This is a genomic window from Methylopila turkensis (assembly GCF_027922325.1).
Lineage (GTDB): Bacteria > Pseudomonadota > Alphaproteobacteria > Rhizobiales > Methylopilaceae > Methylopila > Methylopila turkensis.
The window spans coordinates 666,162-682,328 of sequence record NZ_BSFL01000002.1 but is presented as its reverse complement, the minus strand read 5'-3'; the positions used below and the strand labels follow the sequence as shown (position 1 = coordinate 682,328).

Genomic DNA, 16,167 nt, shown 5'->3' with positions numbered 1-16,167 from the left:
CCGTCCGCCCGCGTCGGGAGAGCCGTCGTGCGACGAAGGTGGGAGTTTCCCTTCCGCGGCGGCCCGGCAACCCGAGCCGCGTTCACGAAGCCGCGCGCCGGCGCGTGAGCGGCGCCGGCCGTCGCGCGGTCAGACGCGCTCGATCAGGCCGCGCTGCTCGAGCGCCTCCACAACCCGGTCCGCGAGCTCCTCGACCGAGGCCTCGGTGGTCAGGAGCGTGAGCTCCGGCGCCTTCGGCGGCTCGTAGGGCGAGGACACGCCGGTGAAGTTCGGGATCTCGCCGGCGAGCGCGCGCTTGTAGAGGCCCTTGGGATCGCGCGCGATACAGGCGGAGAGCGGCGCGTCGACGAAGATCTCCAGGAACTCGCCGTCGCCGACGAGGTCGCGCACGATCCGGCGCTCGGACTCGAACGGCGAGATGAACGAGCACAGCGTGATCACGCCGGCGTCGACGAACAGCTTCGCCACCTCGCCGATGCGCCGCACGTTCTCGACGCGGTCGGCGTCGGTGAAGCCGAGGTCCTTGTTGAGGCCGAAGCGGACGTTGTCGCCGTCGAGCAGCATCGTGTGCTGGCCGCGGGCCGCGAGCTTGACCTCGACGAGGTTCGCGATCGTCGACTTGCCCGAGGCGGACAGGCCCGTGAACCACACGATCGCCGGCTTCTGGCGCTTGAGCCGCGCGCGGGTCGCCTTGTCGACCGAGGAGGCTTGGCGGTGGATGTTGGTGGCCCGCCGGAGCCCGTGCAGGATCATGCCGGCGCCGGCGGTCGCGTTGGTCTCGCGGTCGATGACGATGAAGGCGCCGGTCTCGCGGTTGTCGGCGTAAGGGTCGAAGGCGAGCGCGGCGCCGGTCTCGACGTTGACCTCGGCGATCTCGTTCAGCCCGAGCGTGCGGGCGGCGAGGTGGTCGAGCGAATTGACGTCGATCTTGTGCTTCAGGCTCGTGACGGTCGCCGGCACGGTGCGGGTCGCGAGCTTGATCAGGTAGGAGCGGCCGGGGAGCAGGCGCTCGTCCTGCATCCAGATCAGCCGGGCGGCGAACTGGTTCGACACCTCCGGCCGGTCCGCCGGATGGCTGAGCACGTCGCCGCGGGCGATGTCGACCTCGTCCTCGAGCGTGAGGGTGACGCTGTCGCCGGCGGAGGCCGAGGCCAGGTCGCCGTCCATGGTGACGATGCGCGCGACGCGGCTGGTCTTGCCGGACCCCGCCACGACGATCTCGTCGCCGGGGCGGACGGTTCCGCTCGAAATCGTGCCGGCGAAGCCGCGGAAGTCGAGGTTGGGGCGGTTCACCCACTGGACGGGCAGGCGGAACGGCTTCGAGGTCGCGTCGCTCTCGACGTCGACCGCCTCGAGATGCTCGAGCAGCGTCGGGCCCTTGTGCCAGGGGAGGCGGTCGGAGCGGGTCGTGACGTTGTCGCCGTCGCGGGCCGACAGAGGGATCGCGGTGATCTCGCGGAAGCCGAGCGGCGCCGCGAAGGCGCGGTAGGCCTGCTCGATCGCGTCGAAGGCGTCCTCGCGGTAGTCGACGAGGTCGATCTTGTTCACCGCCAGGACGACGTGGCGGATGCCGAGCAGCGAGCAGATGAAGCTGTGGCGCTTGGTCTGGGTCAGCACGCCCTTGCGGGCGTCGATCAGGATGACGGCGAGGTCGGCGTTGGAGGCGCCGGTCGCCATGTTGCGGGTGTACTGTTCGTGGCCCGGCGTGTCGGCCACGATGAAGGTGCGCTTCGCGGTGGCGAAGTAGCGGTAGGCCACGTCGATGGTGATGCCCTGCTCGCGCTCGGCCTCCAGCCCGTCCACCAGCAGCGCGAGGTCGATCGCCTCGCCGGTGGTGCCGTGCTTGCGGCTGTCCTTTTCGAGCGCGGCGAGCTGGTCGTCGAACACCAGCTTGGTGTCGTAGAGCAGGCGGCCGATCAGGGTCGACTTGCCGTCGTCCACGGAGCCGCAGGTGAGGAAGCGCAGCAGCGACTTCTCGGCGACGGATTCGGCGAGCGCGACAGCGGAGGGCAGGGGGGCGTGCATCAGAAATAGCCCTCGCGCTTCTTCTTCTCCATCGAGCCGGCCTCGTCGCTGTCGATCAGGCGGCCCTGGCGCTCGGAGGTGGTCGAGGCGAGCATCTCGGCGATGATATCCTCGAGGCTCGCAGCGTCGCTGTCGATCGCGCCGGTCAGCGGGTAGCAGCCGAGGGTGCGGAACCGCACGCGCCGGAGTTCGGGAACCTCGCCGGGATGGAGCGGCAGCCGCTCGTCGTCGCGCATGATCAGCGCGCCGTCGCGGCGCACCACCGGGCGCTCCTTGGCGAAATAGAGCGGCACGACCGGGATCTCTTCGGCGAGCACGTACTGCCACACGTCGAGCTCGGTCCAGTTCGACAGCGGAAAGACGCGGATCGACTCGCCGGGCTTCACCCGCGTGTTGTAGAGCCGCCAGAGCTCCGGGCGCTGGTTGCGCGGGTCCCAGCCGTGGTTCGCCGTGCGGAAGGAGAACACGCGCTCCTTGGCGCGGCTCTTCTCCTCGTCGCGCCGCGCGCCGCCGAAGGCCGCGTCGAAGCCGTATTTGTCGAGCGCCTGCCGCAGCCCCTCGGTCTTCATGACCTGCGTGTGCACGTTCGAGCCGGAAGCGACCGGCGACACGCCGCGGCGCACGCCGTCCTCGTTGATGTGCACGATCAGATCGAGCCCGAGCCGTTTTGCGGTCTCGTCGCGGAACTCGATCATCTCCCGGAACTTCCACGTCGTGTCCACATGCAGCAGCGGGAACGGCGGCTTCGCCGGGTAGAACGCCTTCATCGCGAGATGAAGCATCACCGACGAGTCCTTGCCGATCGAGTACAGCATGACCGGATTGCGGAACTCGGACGCGACCTCGCGGATGATCTGGATCGATTCCGCTTCGAGCCGCTTCAGATGGGTCGAAAGACCAGACATGATGCGCGCCGAATAAATACGACGATATTATGTAATATCGCGTGAGTTACAGAATGGGGGCGATAAACCTTTTCCGGGCCGGCCGCAAGGCAGGCCGTCCCGGACGTCCGCGATGCGGCGAAACCGGCGTTCCGGCGGAGCTTGAACAGCGTCGGAGCGAAATCCTGCCGGGGTGTCTTGTTTTCTTCATGGCGAACGCCTAAATTGCCGCAGTCGATCTTGCTTGTTGAATTTTGTTAAACGCCACGTCGCGTCGACGAATTTTCTCTCAAAATCGATTCGCTACGTCGGCCGGCATGTGGCCGTTCGACGAAAATATTTATCGGTTCAAGGGAAATCGCCATGACGATCGGCACCGTAAAGTTTTTCAACGTCCAGAAGGGCTATGGCTTCATCGCCCCCGAGGACGGCTCCACCGACGTGTTCGTCCACATCTCGGCCGTCGAGCGCTCGGGCCTTCACACCCTCGTCGAGGGCCAGAAGGTGAGCTTCGAGGTCGTGCAGGACCGCCGTTCGGGCAAGAACGCAGCCGAGAATCTCGCGGCCGCGTAATGGATTGACGTCTCCGGTCCGCGACCACGGATGTACTGGCGCGGGCCGTCGAGGCGGCAGGGAGGAGGTCGGGTAAAGCCCGACCTTTTTTCGTTTCTGGAGGAGTGGAGACGCCATGACCGCGACGCGCGAGACGCTGTTCAAGCCCAGCAAGAGCGAAGCCAAGGGCGACGCGACGACCCGGGCCGCCTGGGCGATCATCGATCAGGACAAAGCGAAAGAGGACGCCAAGACCGCTCGGCTGCGCGCCGCGCGTCTCGCCAAGGAGGCGGCGGAAGGCGAGGCCTTGGCGGCGGCGCCGAAGCCGAAGCCCGTCCGCAAGACCCGCAAGGCCGCGGCTAAGCCGGCGGCCTAACCGCCGGTCAGCCGAGCTCGCGTTCGAGGAAGCCGAGCACCTTCGCCGGATCGACGTCGCGGGCGACGAAAGCCTGGCCTACGCCGCGGGCGAGGATGAAGGTCAGCGCCCCGCCCTCCACCTTCTTGTCCTGGCGCATGTGCTCGAGCAGGGCGTCCGCGCCCGACACGCCGCCCGGGATCGCCTTCGCGCTCGTCGGAAGCCCGACCGCCGCAAGATGCCGCTCGACGCGCGCCGCGTCGTCCGTTCCGCACAGGCCGAGCGCGGCCGAGAAGCGGAACGCCATCGCCATGCCGATCGCGACGCCCTCGCCGTGGACGAGACGGGAGCCGTCATAGCCGACGTCGGCTTCGAGCGCATGGCCGAAGGTGTGTCCGAGATTGAGCAGGGCGCGGTCGCCGCGCTCCAGTTCGTCGCGCGCGACGATCGCGGCCTTGGCGCGGCAGCTCGCGGCGATCGCCTCGATCCGCTCCGGCCCGCCGCCGAAGACGCCCCCGTGAGCGCCTTCGAGCCAGGCGAAGAAGGCTTCGTCGCCGAGCAGCCCATATTTCGCGACCTCGGCGTAGCCCGCGCGGAATTCCCGCTCGGGCAGGGTGTCGAGCGCGTCGACGTCGGCGAGCACCAGGCTCGGCTGGTGGAACGCGCCGATCAGATTCTTGCCGTGGCGGGAATTGACGCCGGTCTTGCCGCCGACGGACGAGTCCACCTGCGCCAGCAGGCTGGTCGGCGCCTGGAGGCAGCGCACGCCCCGGCGCAGCACCGCCGCCGCGAAGCCCGCGAGATCGCCCACCACGCCGCCGCCGAGCGCCAGCACGAGATCGCCGCGCTCGATGCGGGCGGCGAGCAGATGGTCGACCACCTCGCCGAGCGTTCCGAGATTCTTGGAGGCCTCGCCGGGCGCGACCGTCACGGCGGAGGCGTCGATACCGGCGCGCTTCAGCGACTCCATCACGCGCGGCAGGTGGGCGCGGGCGACGTTCGCGTCGGTGACGATGCCGACCTTGCGCGCCCCGAGCGCCCTGGCGGAGGCGCCGGTCTCGTCGAGCGCGCCGCGGCCGATGCGGATGTCGTAGGCGCGGTCGCCGAGCGCCACATGCACGGTTTCGTCCGCGTCCGCGCGCTTCAGGGCGGCTTCGGCCATCAGATCGGTTCCTCGTCCGGAGCGGCGGGCGCGAGCGCGCGCTTCAGCGCCGCGATCACGTCGGCGATCACATGCTCGTGGGGGGCGTCGCGCGAGACGACGGTGATGTCGGCCAGCGCATAGACCGGATAGCGCGCCGCCACCAGCGCGCGCAGCGTCGCCTCGGGATCGGCGGAGGCGAGCAGCGGCCGGTTCGAGCGCTTGCGCACGCGCTTGAGCAGCACCTCCACGTCGGCCTTGAGCCAGATCGAGACGCCCGCTTCGGCCACGCGCCGGCGGGTGTCCTCGCTGAGCCATGCGCCGCCGCCGGTCGCCAGCACCTGCGGGCCGTTCTCCAGCAGGCGCGCCACCACGCGCGCCTCCTTCTCCCGAAAATGCGGCTCGCCGTGCACGGCGAAGATCTCGGGGATGGTCATGCCGCCGGCGGCGGCCTCGATCTCGGTGTCGGCGTCGAGGAACGGCAGATCGAGCGCCTGGGCGAGGCGGCGGCCGACCGAGGACTTGCCCGCGCCCATCATGCCGACCAGCACGATCGAGCGGTTCCCGAGCGCCGACCGCACCCCGGCGTCCGGCTGGCGCGCGCCCTCGGCGCGACGCCCCGCGCCATGGTCGGCCAGATGCTCCGTCGCAGCGCCCACGCCGCTCCCCCAGGATCGATAAAACGGTCGCAACCTATTCCTAAGGTTCGGACGGCACAACCAAAGGCGTTGCCGTCCGCGCCGTCCCGTGGTGTCGTGGGAGCGGGGGCGGCTGCGGCCCGTGTCACAGGGGCCGAGAGGTCGCGACATGCCGAGCTTGATGCGCTTTCTGACCGTCATAGGGGTGCTCGCGGGGCTCGGCTTCGGCGGGATGTACGCGCTCGCGACCTTCGTCACGCCGCGCACCCGCGAGATGACCGTGACCATTCCGACCAACAAGCTGCGCGCGCAGCCGACCGAGGCCGAGGCCCGGCTCGACCGCGACGGTCCGCACACCGCGGCCGTCGGCGGCGCAAGCCAGCCGTGAGCGGCCGCGACCGCCGCCATCTCGACGCCTTCCTCGAAATGGCGAGCGCCGAGCGCGGCGCGGCGAAGAACACGCTCGACGCCTACGAGCGCGACCTCTCGGATTACTGCGCCTTCCTCGCAGGCCGGGCGAGCGACGCCCTACGGGCGACGGCCGACGACGTGCGCGCCCATCTCGCCGATCTCGCGGATCGCGGCTTCAAGGCGTCGTCGGCCGCGCGCAAGCTCTCGGCGGTGCGCCAGTTCCACAAGTTCCTCTACACCGACGCGGTGCGGACCGACGATCCGACCGCCGCGCTCGAAGGCCCGCGGCGCGGACGGCCGCTGCCAAAAGTACTGTCGGTCGAGGAGATGGAGCGGCTGATCGCGGCGGCCGGCGATCCGGGCCCCGAACCGTCGCCGCGGGCGGCGCTCGCGGCGGCGCGGCTCTCCTGCCTGCTCGAGGTCGCCTACGCCACCGGCCTGCGCGTCTCCGAACTCGTCGGCCTGCCCCGCTCCGCCGCGCGGCCCGCCGCGCAGGCGATCGCCGTCAAGGGCAAGGGCGGGCGCGAGCGCCTCGTGCCGCTGACGCCGCTCGCGAAGCAGGCGATGGCCGCCTATCTCGATGCGCTCGGCCCGTCGGATGGGCCGTGGCTGTTTCCCGCGCCGGGGACGAGCGGCCACCTGACGCGGCAGGTGTTCGCCCGCGACCTTAAGGCCGCGGCCGCGCGCGCCGGCCTGTCGCCGGCGAAGGTCAGCCCGCACGTGCTGCGCCACGCCTTCGCGAGCCACCTCGTCCAGAACGGCGCCGACCTGCGCGCCGTGCAGCAGATGCTCGGCCACGCCGACATCGCGACGACCCAGATCTACACCCACGTGCTCGACGAGCGCGCGCGCGCCATGGTGCGCGACCTGCACCCGCTCGGGGACGTCGAGCCGGCCTGACGCCGGCGTCGACCCGCGCCCGCCACGTTTCCCCGCCCGTCGCCTTGACTTTCGTCGGGGCTCCGAACCAGTGTGCGCCGCTTCGCATGGACCAGCGCCCCAAACCCCGTGCGCCTGCGGCGCGAAGCGGAGCCCATGAAAAGCTATCTCGATTTCGAAAAGCCGGTCGCCGAACTCCAGGCCAAGATCGTCGAACTGCGCGCGCTCGGCGAGAACGGCGACGCCGTCGCAATCGGCGAAGAGGTGTCTCGGCTCGAGGCGAAGTCCGTCCAGGCGCTCAAAGAACTCTACGCCAACCTGACGCCCTGGCAGAAGACGCTGGTGGCGCGGCATCCGAACCGGCCGCATTTCTCCGATTTCGTCGCGGGCCTGGTCGAGGACTTCACCCCGCTCGCGGGCGACCGCGCCTTCTCGGAGGACGAGGCGATCGTCGGCGGCCTGGCGCGGTTCCGCGGCCGGCCGGTGCTGATCATGGGCCATGAGAAGGGTGCCGATACGACCTCCCGGCTCAAGCACAATTTCGGCATGGCGCGGCCGGAGGGCTACCGCAAGGCCGTGCGGCTGATGGAGCTCGCCGACCGCTTCGGCCTGCCGATCATCGCGCTGGTCGACACCGCCGGCGCCTTTCCCGGCATCGAGGCGGAGCAGCGCGGCCAGGCCGAGGCGATCGCCCGCTCGACCGAGGCTTGCCTCAACCTCACGGTGCCGAACGTGGCGCTGGTCATCGGCGAGGGCGGCTCCGGCGGCGCGATAGCGATCGCGACCGCGAACGTCGTGCTGATGCTGGAGCACGCCATCTACAGCGTGATCTCGCCGGAGGGCGCGGCCTCGATCCTGTGGCGCGACGCCGCCAAGGCGCAGGACGCCGCCACCAACATGAAGATCACCTCCGCCGACCTGATGCGCCTCGGCGTGATCGACGGCGTGGTGCCGGAGCCGCTCGGCGGCGCGCACCGCGAGCCGGACGCCGTGATCGCCGAGGCCGGCGACGCCATCGCCCAGGGACTTGAGCGTTTCGACGGCATGACGCCCGACCAGATTCGCGCGGAGCGCCGCGCGAAATTCCTCGCCATCGGCCGGAGCCTCTGAATACCGCTCGCGACGGATGACGGGCGGCGTGAAGCTGTGGTAACTTTCGCGTAACGGTATCGGGCGTTTATCTCTTGGGAAGACGCCCGCACTTGCCTTTCGGGGAGACAGCCATGTCCGCACTGCGCGCAAGCCTGATCGGCCTGGCGGCTGCGGCCGCGCTGGCGACGGCCGGTTGCCAGAAGGATGAGCAGGCCACCACGGCGCGCAGCGTCCAGCCGCTTTCGATCCAGACCGTCTCGCTGATGCAGGAGAAGGGGATGACGAGGCAGGACCCAATCCTGCTGCGCATCTACAAGGAGGAGTCGAAGGCCGAGGTCTGGAAGAAGCGCCGCTCGGACGGCCGCTACGCCCTGCTCAAGACCTACGACATCTGCCGGTTCTCCGGAAAGCTCGGCCCGAAGATCAAGGAAGGCGACAAGCAGGCGCCGGAAGGGTTCTACTCGGTCGGCCCGGCGCAGATGAACCCGCGCTCGAGCTACTACCTTTCGTTCAACATCGGCTTCCCGAACAAGTACGATCAGGCGCTCGGCCGCACCGGCCAGCACCTCATGGTGCACGGCGACTGCCTGTCGGCCGGCTGCTACGCCATGACGGACGCGCAGATGGCCGAGATCTACGCGCTCGCCCGCGAGGCCTTCGCCGGCGGCCAAAAGTCGTTCCAGGTCCAGGCGCTTCCGTTCCGCATGACGCCGGAGAACATGGCGCGCCGCCGCAACAACCCGAACATCGCGTTCTGGCGGAACCTCAAGGAAGGCTCGGACCATTTCGAGGTCACGAAGGCCGAGCCGAAGGTCGACGCCTGCGGCCGGAAGTACGTCTTCAACGCCTCGGCCGGCCCGCTCTCCAGCATGAACGCCTCGGCTCCGTGTCCGAGCCTGACGACGCAGCCGGAGATCGCCAGGGCGGTCGCCGCCAAGAAGCGCGCCGACGACATGGTGATCGCGGCTCTGTCCAAGGCGCACGAACCGGCTCCGGAATACATCGCCCAGAACGGCCGCCTGCGCCGCTCGCTCGACGAGCCGCTGATCCAGGTCGCGGCCGCCGCGCCGGCGTCGGCGCCGGCCTACGCCGCGGCGGAGACCGAAGGCGCCTCGACGGTCGCGCTGCGCACGACCGCCTCGGTCGCCGTCACCCCGCCCGCGCCGGCCGCCGCGCCCGCCCGTCCTGCGGCGGCTTCCGCAGCCGCCCCGGCGCCCGTGGTCGAGCCGACCGCTTCGGTTCAGGTCGCGGCCAGCAAGGCCGAGCGTGGCCTGTTCACCCGCCTGTTCCAGGCCGAGGAGCCCGCGGCTCCGGCGGCCGCGCCCGCCGCCGAGATCGCGACCGCCTCCGCCGCGAGGACCGGCGCGCCGGTCCCGCCCGCCCGTCGCGAGATCGTGGTTCAGGAGCCGGTTCTGGCGTCCTCCGTCAGCCAGCATCCCGCCGCGGCGTCTAAGCCGGCCTCCGGCGGCGTCGGCGGCTGGGTCCGCAGCGTCGGCGGCCTGTTCGGCGGCCGTTCGGAGGAGCCCGCGGCCGCTCCTTCCGTCGCGCCGGCGGCGGTCCAGCCGGCGGCGACGACCGGTTCGCCCGCGCCGCGTCCGCGCGAGCGTTCGGCCCGCATGCCGGAGCAGTTCCAGCCGAAGCACCGGCTCGACCCGCGCATCACCTCGGCCTTCGCCGCGTTCGACTGAAGTCTAAGGCGAGCGATCTGGCGGCGCACCATCCGCTTTTGACGCTTTGCGGCGGGGACATATGAGCGTCCGACCGCGCAGGTTTGGCGTCGCCACGCGGCGCCGCACAACGGGATTCGCTTCTCCGGCGCCTGATCTACGGTATTCTGCGTAGACACCGACGGCGCTTCAAAGACGCGGCCAACGGCGTCGACAGCGTCGTCCTCCATGAGGAGACGCGCTATGTCCATGCATGACCACGCTGACGTACACGTTCATCCCAGCCTGCTCGAACGGGGCCGGCGTTTCATCGGGGCCGTGACGCGCGATCCGAACGCGCGCGCCGACCTCGACGTCGCGCGGGTCGTCGATCAGCTCAAGGCGCTCGGCCAGCAGCCCATCGAGGACCTCACGCCCGAGGAGGCGCGTCGCCAGCCGACCGTCGCCGACGCGGTGCGCGCCGTGCGCGCGGAGGTCGCGATCGAGCCTGCGCCGCGCGAGGCGTTTGCGCACGACGTGAGCTATCCGGCCGCGGAAGGCGACCTGCCGGCCCGCGTCTACCGGCCGGCGGGGGTGGAGGGCCAGCTTCCGATCGTGCTGTATTTTCACGGGGGAGGCTTTGTGCTCGGCGGCGTCGCCGCCTATGACGCCGCGCCGCGGGCGATCGCGGCCCGCGCGGGCGTCGTGGTGGTCTCGGCCGGCTATCGGCTGGCGCCGGAGCACAAGTTCCCCGCCGCCCATGACGACGCGGTCGAGGCCTATCGCTGGGTGCTGGAGGAGGCGGCCGCGCTCGGCGGCGACCCAGCGCGCGTCGCGGTGATGGGCGAGGACGCCGGCGCGGCGCTGGCGCTCCACGTCTGCGTCGCCGCGCGCGACGAGGGCTTGCCCCTGCCGGTCCATCAGGCGCTGATCTGCCCGATGGCGGGCGTCGATCTGGAGACGCCCTCCTACGCCATCAACGAGCACGCGCGGCCCCTGAACAAGGCTATGGTGGGCTGGTTCTTCGGCCACGCCCTGCCGGACGCGCAGACGCAGGACGATCCGCGCGTCGATCTTGTCGGGAAGGCCGACCTTTCCGGGCTTCCGCCCGCGACGCTCGTCACGGCGGAGATCGACCCGCTCCGCTCCGAGGGCTGGGCGCTCGCCGAAAAGCTGCGCGACGCCGGCGTCGCCGTGAACGCCATCGACTACGAAGGCGCCACGCATGGCTTCTTCGGCATGGGCGAGGTGGCGCGCGACGCTCGGCTGGCGCAGGACGCGGTGGCGCGGGACCTCGCCTGCGCCTTCGCGCGCGACGAACGCTGGACGCGGATCGGCCGCGCGCTCTGACGGCGCCGGAACGCCGGTCCTCCGTTTGTTTTGGCCTGCGGGCTCGTCTATGACAGTGCGCCGCGGAGGCTGCGAGCCTCCGCGAGCCGCGCGATCATCCAAGACGACGCCCCATGAACGACGCCCCCTCCGATCCGCTGACCGAAATCCGCCGGGAGATCGACCGGATCGATGAGGCCATGCACGTCCTGCTGATGGAGCGCGGCGCGGTCATCGACCGGCTCGTCGCGATCAAGCGCACCTCGGAGACGGGATCGGCGTTCCGGCCGGGTCGCGAGGCCGACATGATGCGCCGCATCGCCGCCCGTCATGGCGGCCGGCTGCCGGTCGCGACCGCCGAGCATCTCTGGCGCACGATCATCGCCACCTTCACCCATGTCCAGGCGCCGTTCACGCTGCATGTGGAGCAGGGCGCGGACGCCCTCGCTATGCATGACCTCGCCCGCTTCCACGTCGGCTTTGACGTGCCGCTCGTCGGCCACGGCACGCCGTCGCGCGTCGCCGCGGCCGTCGCGCAGTCGACCGGCGATCTCGGCCTCGTGCGCATCGATCCGGCGCCGGCCGCGATCTGGTGGGACGCGCTCGGCGGCGACGGCCCGCAGGTGATGGCGCGGCTGCCGTTCCTGTCCGCCGCCGGACATCCGACGCCCACGCCCGCCCTGGTGCTCGCGCGCCCGCTCGGCGACGCCGCCTCGTCCGAGGTTTCGGTCTGGGCGGTGGAGGACGACGGCGACGTCGCGCTCCCCGAGGGCGCCGAGACGCTGGCCGCGGTCACGCGCAACGGGCGCCGACATCGCCTCGTCGCGCATCCCGGCGGCGAGCCGCCCGCGCCGCATGCGCGGCCGCTCGGCGGCTACGCCCGGCCGGCCGGCTGAACGCCGCGCCGCTCTTCCTTTTCCATCGCCGCAGGGCTGCAAGCCCGCGGTTCGACCGCTCATCCGGAGCTTGCCGCCCATGACGTCCGCGTCTCCCGCAACCCCCGCCGCAACGCGCCCCGTCCCGCGCGCCAGCGCCCTCGCGATCGAGGCCTACGTCCCGGGCAAGAGCAAGGCTCCCGCCGGGGTGCGGCTGCACAAGCTGTCCTCGAACGAGACGCCGCTCGGGCCGAGCCCGGCCGCGATCGCGGCGTTCCGGGCCGCGGCGGACGGCCTCGAGATCTACCCCGACGGCCAGTCGCGCGCGCTGCGCGAGGCGATCGCCCGCGCGAACGGGCTCGACCCCGACCGCATCGTCTGCGGCGCCGGCTCCGACGAACTGCTGTCGCTGCTCGCCTACGCCTATCTGGAGCCCGGCGACGAGGGCGTGTTCTGCGAGCACGGCTTCCTCGTCTATCGCATAGCGATCCTGGCCGCGGGCGGCGTGCCGGTGGTCGCGCCCGAGACGGACCTGACCGCGGACGTCGACGCGATCCTCTCCCGCGTCACGGACCGCACGCGCATCGTCTATCTCGCGAACCCCAACAACCCGACCGGCACCTACCTGCCGTTCGACGAGGTGAAGCGTCTGCACGCCGGTCTGCCGAAGACCGTGCTGCTCGTGCTGGACGCGGCCTACGCCGAATATGTCCGCGCCAACGACTACGCGGCCGGGATCGAGCTGGTGGCGGGCGCGGAGAACGTCGTGATGACGCGCACCTTCTCCAAGGTCTACGGGCTCGCCAGCCTGCGCATCGGCTGGCTTTACGGGCCGGAGGGCGTGGTCGACGTGCTGAACCGCATCCGCGGCCCGTTCAACCTGTCCGGTCCTGCGATCGCGGCGGGCGCCGCGGCGATCGCCGACCGCGCCCACATCGAGGCCGCTGTCGACCACAACGCCCGCTGGCTGCCGGAGCTGACCGGCGCGCTCGGCGCGCTCGGGCTCACCGTGACGCCGAGCGTCGCGAACTTCGTGCTGGTGCGTTTTCCCGACGCGCCCGGCCGGACCGCGAAGGAGGCCGACGCCTTCCTGACCGAGCGCGGTCTGATCCTGCGCTCGGTGGCGTCCTACGGCCTGCCGGACGCGCTGAGGCTCACCATCGGCGACGATGAGGCCAACCGCGCCGTGATCGCGGCGCTCGGGGCCTTCATGAGGGGCGACCGTGGCTGAGGCGGCGCCCTTCGAACGGGTCGCGATCATCGGGCTCGGCCTGATCGGCTCGTCGATCGCGCGCGCGGCGCGGGCGGGCGGCGTCGCCGGATCGATCGCGGCCTACGACCGCGACGAGGCCGTCGCGGTCCGGGTCGCGGCGCTCGGCATCGCCGACGTGGTGGCGGCGTCCGCGGCGGATGCGGTCGAGGGCGCCGATCTCGTCATCGTCTGCACGCCGGTCGGCGTCTGCGGGGCGGTCGCGGCCGAGATCGGGCCGAAGCTGAAGGTGGGCGCGGTGCTCTCCGACGTCGGATCGGTCAAGGGCGCGGTCGTGCGCGACATGGGCCGCCACGTGCCGGCGCACGCGGCCTTCATCCCCGCCCATCCGATCGCCGGCACCGAGGACTCCGGCCCCGACGCCGGCTTCGCGGAGCTGTTCCAGGACCGCTGGGCGATCCTGACGCCGCTGTCGCCCGCCGACGAGGCGGACGTCGAGCGCCTGCGACGGTTCTGGGAGGGCATGGGCGCGAACGTCGACACCATGACGGTCGAGCACCACGATCTGGTGTTCGCGATCGTGAGCCACGTGCCGCACCTGATCGCCTACAACATCGTCGGCACCGCCGCCGACCTGGAGGACGTCACCCAGTCCGAGGTGATCAAGTACTCGGCGTCGGGCTTCCGCGATTTCACCCGCATCGCGGCGTCCGACCCGACCATGTGGCGCGACATCTTCCTCAACAACCGCGACGCGGTGTTGGAGATCCTCGGCCGCTTCACCGAGGACCTGCAGGCGCTGCAGCGGGCGATCCGCTGGGGCGAGGGCGACGCGCTGTTCAACCTGTTCAGCCGCACCCGCGCGATCCGCCGCTCGATCGTCGAGCAGGGCCAGGACACCGCCGCGCCCGATTTCGGCCGCCGCGCCGCGCCGCCGCCCCCGGCCGGCGAACGCTGAGGCGTCAGAACGCGGGCGGCAGCCGCCCGAGCCGGGCCGGGCCGATCTCGATCCGGCCGGCGTCGATCCGGACGCGGTAGGCGGTCGCCGGCCGGTCGTCGAGCCGCGCGGGCTTGCCGAGCATCTGCGCGCCGGCGCCGAGCAGCGACGACAGCAGGTCGTCGCGTCCGCCGCCGAGCAGGTCGCCGACGACGCCGTCCACGCCGCGCGCCGTCAGCCGAAGGTCGCCGTTCACGCGGCCCTCCGTGTCCAGCGAGACGTCGCCCTTCGCCTCCGCCGCGACGTCGCCGCGGGTCAGCCGCGCGAGCGCCACGCGCAGCTTGCCGCCGGCCTCCGCGAAGGCGCGCAGCCGCTCCGACGTCGGGCCGGGGCGGAGATCGGGCACGCCCTGCGCCTGAAGCTGCAACTCGCCGGACACCGGGCCGGAGCCCACGGGCAGGGCGTCGGCGAAGGGCGAGACCACGTCGTCCGCGCTGGCGGCGAGGTCGTAGACGCCGTCGGTCGAAGTCGGGGCGCGGCGCATGTGGACCTCGACCCGGCGCGCGGCGCCGATCTCGACGCCGTCCGCGGTCAGGCGCGGCGACGCGAGCGCGATCGAGGCGCGGTCGAAGCGGTTGTCGGAGCCGGCCGCGGCGCTCGCCTGCGCGGTCGCGAAGGACAGGTCGGCGCGGCCGCCGGCGGCGTCGGTGAAGGCGACCGGGCCCTGCAGGTCGCCGATGATGCGGCGGGGGTCGTAGATTTGAGCCACGCCGGTGAAGCGCGCAGCGGTCGCGACCACCGGACCGCCGTCGCCCGGCGCCGTCATGGTCGGCGCGTCGCAAACCAGCTCGATGCGGAACGGATAGCCTTCGACGCGCCGCGAGCCGCAGGCGTAGACGCGGCCCTTCGTCGCCTCGCGCGCGATCCAGGCGTCGACCGCCTGCTCCGCCCGGCCGGCGGCGACGTTCCAGAAGACCGACCAGAGCGCGGCCGCGAGCAGCAGCAGCGCGGTCGGCAGGTAGATCATCCAGCGGGACCGCGACGCGCGCTTGGTGGGTTCGTCCTGGCTCGTCATGCGTCTGCTCCGCCCTTCGCGCCCGCGCGATCCGCCCGCGCCGCGCCGTGACCGTCGTCCCGGATCATGGCGATCTTCTGGGGACGCCGGTCGGTTCGATATGGCGCGCGATCTTGCTTCGTCTCGCCCGGATCGCCCAAGATCGACCGCTTGCAAGGATCGCCGTGCTTACATGATTCCGACCGACGTCGACCTATGGGTGTTCGCCTACGGTTCGCTGATGTGGCGTCCCGGCTTCGAGCACGCCGAACAGCAGCCGGCGACGATCGACGGCTATCATCGCTCGCTCTGCATCGCGTCGCACAGGCACCGCGGCACGCCGGAGCGTCCCGGGCTGGTGCTCGGGCTCGACGAAGGCGGGTCCTGCGAGGGGGTGGCGTTCCGCGTCCAAGTCCCGTTCGTGGCCGACGCGTTGGCCCATCTGCGCGAGCGCGAACTGGTGTCGCGCGTCTATCACGAGGTTCAGCTGCCGACGCGGCTCGCCGACGGGCGTGTCGTGCGGGCGGTGACCTACGTCGCCGATCCGCGTCATCCGCAATATGTCGGCGACCTGCCGCCCGAGGAGACGCTGCGTTGGGTGAGGCGGGGCGTCGGCGCCGCCGGGCCGAACCCCGACTACGTCCTGAACACCGTGCGCGAGTTGGAGAAGTTGGGCGTGACCGACCCGACGCTCGCCTGGCTCGCCGCCGCGTTGGCGGTGAGCACGGACGAGTAGCTCTGGGTCGCCGACACCAGGTCCTCGATCGCGGCGCGCCGCCGCGCGGGGATCGAGGCGATCAGGTGGACATGGGCCTCGATCTGCTGCCCGGCCGACAGTTGGAGGGCGGGGAGGCCGTCGCCCGGTTCGCCGGCCCAGATCACGCGGCGCGTCCCGTCGGCGCCGACGGCGACCACGAGGATCACGGCGTCCTCCGTCCGCAGGGCTTCGCCGAGCGGCATGACCGTCACGAGATAGCGTCGCCCGGACCGGCCGCGCCACACGCGGTAGCGTTCCCCGAAGCCCGCCTCGCGCGCGACATGGGCTAGGCCCTGGTCCGCCGGGGCAGCCTCCTCCGACGCGCGGGAGGCGATCTCGTCGATCAGGGTTGCCGATGGAAACGAATCAGACATCGGTCTGC

At 71.4% G+C, this 16,167-nt stretch carries 17 protein-coding genes; 11 read left to right on the top strand and 6 right to left on the bottom strand.

The window, feature by feature from the left end; genetic code table 11:
- Positions 1-129: 129 nt before the first annotated feature.
- Positions 130-2,025, bottom strand: a complete 1,896-nt coding sequence (gene cysN, locus PKE78_RS09960; protein WP_271200718.1) for a sulfate adenylyltransferase subunit CysN — start codon at positions 2,023-2,025, stop codon at positions 130-132.
- Positions 2,025-2,930, bottom strand: a complete 906-nt coding sequence (gene cysD / locus PKE78_RS09955; RefSeq protein WP_271200717.1) for a sulfate adenylyltransferase subunit CysD — start codon at positions 2,928-2,930, stop codon at positions 2,025-2,027. The genes cysN and cysD overlap by 1 nt, the downstream gene beginning before the upstream one ends.
- A gap of 342 nt (positions 2,931-3,272) precedes the next feature.
- Between cysD and PKE78_RS09950 the strand changes: the two genes are divergently transcribed.
- Both PKE78_RS09950 and PKE78_RS09945 read left to right on the top strand, forming a co-directional pair.
- Positions 3,273-3,482, top strand: a complete 210-nt coding sequence (locus PKE78_RS09950) for a cold-shock protein (RefSeq protein WP_271200716.1) — start codon at positions 3,273-3,275, stop codon at positions 3,480-3,482.
- A 115-nt stretch (positions 3,483-3,597) separates the two neighbouring features.
- Positions 3,598-3,837, top strand: a complete 240-nt coding sequence (locus PKE78_RS09945; protein ID WP_271200715.1) for a hypothetical protein — start codon at positions 3,598-3,600, stop codon at positions 3,835-3,837.
- Positions 3,838-3,844: 7 nt separating this feature from the next.
- Here the strand turns inward: PKE78_RS09945 and aroB are convergent, their stop codons facing one another.
- Both aroB and PKE78_RS09935 read right to left on the bottom strand, forming a co-directional pair.
- Positions 3,845-4,978: a 3-dehydroquinate synthase gene (gene aroB / locus PKE78_RS09940; RefSeq protein ID WP_271200714.1), complete on the bottom strand. Its 1,134-nt coding sequence runs from the start codon at positions 4,976-4,978 to the stop codon at positions 3,845-3,847.
- Positions 4,978-5,616, bottom strand: coding sequence for a shikimate kinase (locus PKE78_RS09935; protein ID WP_428981251.1), 639 nt, complete (start codon positions 5,614-5,616; stop codon positions 4,978-4,980). Before PKE78_RS09935 ends, aroB begins: the two co-directional genes overlap by 1 nt.
- Positions 5,617-5,764: 148 nt before the next feature.
- On the opposite strand from PKE78_RS09935, the gene PKE78_RS09930 reads away from it, so the two are divergent.
- From PKE78_RS09930 to PKE78_RS09895, 8 genes are all read left to right on the top strand, one after another.
- Positions 5,765-5,983 carry a hypothetical protein gene (locus PKE78_RS09930; RefSeq protein ID WP_271200713.1) on the top strand — a complete coding sequence of 73 codons (219 nt, stop codon included), beginning with the start codon at positions 5,765-5,767 and terminating at the stop codon, positions 5,981-5,983.
- 38 nt (positions 5,984-6,021) lie between these two features.
- Positions 6,022-6,906 (top strand): site-specific tyrosine recombinase XerD, encoded by an 885-nt coding sequence (locus tag PKE78_RS09925; protein WP_428981262.1) that lies wholly within the window; start codon positions 6,022-6,024, stop codon positions 6,904-6,906.
- Positions 6,907-7,041: 135 nt separating this feature from the next.
- The gene (locus tag PKE78_RS09920) at positions 7,042-7,995 is read left to right on the top strand and encodes an acetyl-CoA carboxylase carboxyltransferase subunit alpha (protein ID WP_271200711.1); all 954 of its coding nucleotides are present in this window, start codon (positions 7,042-7,044) and stop codon (positions 7,993-7,995) included.
- 113 nt (positions 7,996-8,108) lie between these two features.
- Positions 8,109-9,665, top strand: a complete 1,557-nt coding sequence (locus PKE78_RS09915) for a L,D-transpeptidase family protein (RefSeq protein WP_271200710.1) — start codon at positions 8,109-8,111, stop codon at positions 9,663-9,665.
- 222 nt (positions 9,666-9,887) lie between these two features.
- Positions 9,888-10,973 carry an alpha/beta hydrolase gene (locus PKE78_RS09910; RefSeq protein WP_271200709.1) on the top strand — a complete coding sequence of 362 codons (1,086 nt, stop codon included), beginning with the start codon at positions 9,888-9,890 and terminating at the stop codon, positions 10,971-10,973.
- A gap of 113 nt (positions 10,974-11,086) precedes the next feature.
- Positions 11,087-11,848 carry a chorismate mutase gene (locus PKE78_RS09905; RefSeq protein ID WP_271200708.1) on the top strand — a complete coding sequence of 254 codons (762 nt, stop codon included), beginning with the start codon at positions 11,087-11,089 and terminating at the stop codon, positions 11,846-11,848.
- Between the two features lie 79 nt (positions 11,849-11,927).
- Positions 11,928-13,058: a pyridoxal phosphate-dependent aminotransferase gene (locus tag PKE78_RS09900; protein WP_271200707.1), complete on the top strand. Its 1,131-nt coding sequence runs from the start codon at positions 11,928-11,930 to the stop codon at positions 13,056-13,058.
- Positions 13,051-13,995: a prephenate/arogenate dehydrogenase family protein gene (locus PKE78_RS09895; protein ID WP_271200706.1), complete on the top strand. Its 945-nt coding sequence runs from the start codon at positions 13,051-13,053 to the stop codon at positions 13,993-13,995. The genes PKE78_RS09900 and PKE78_RS09895 overlap by 8 nt, the downstream gene beginning before the upstream one ends.
- Positions 13,996-13,999: 4 nt before the next feature.
- Here the strand turns inward: PKE78_RS09895 and PKE78_RS09890 are convergent, their stop codons facing one another.
- A complete protein-coding gene (locus PKE78_RS09890; protein WP_271200705.1) occupies positions 14,000-15,049 on the bottom strand; it encodes a DUF2125 domain-containing protein in 1,050 nt (349 codons plus the stop codon).
- Between the two features lie 172 nt (positions 15,050-15,221).
- Between PKE78_RS09890 and PKE78_RS09885 the strand changes: the two genes are divergently transcribed.
- On the top strand, positions 15,222-15,764 hold the full coding sequence (locus PKE78_RS09885; protein ID WP_271200704.1) for a gamma-glutamylcyclotransferase: 543 nt from the start codon (positions 15,222-15,224) through the stop codon (positions 15,762-15,764).
- Here PKE78_RS09885 and PKE78_RS09880 read toward each other — a convergent pair.
- Entirely contained in the window at positions 15,665-16,159 is a 495-nt protein-coding gene (locus tag PKE78_RS09880) for a hypothetical protein (protein ID WP_271200703.1), read from the bottom strand. The genes PKE78_RS09885 and PKE78_RS09880 overlap by 100 nt on opposite strands.
- Positions 16,160-16,167 lie beyond the last annotated feature (8 nt).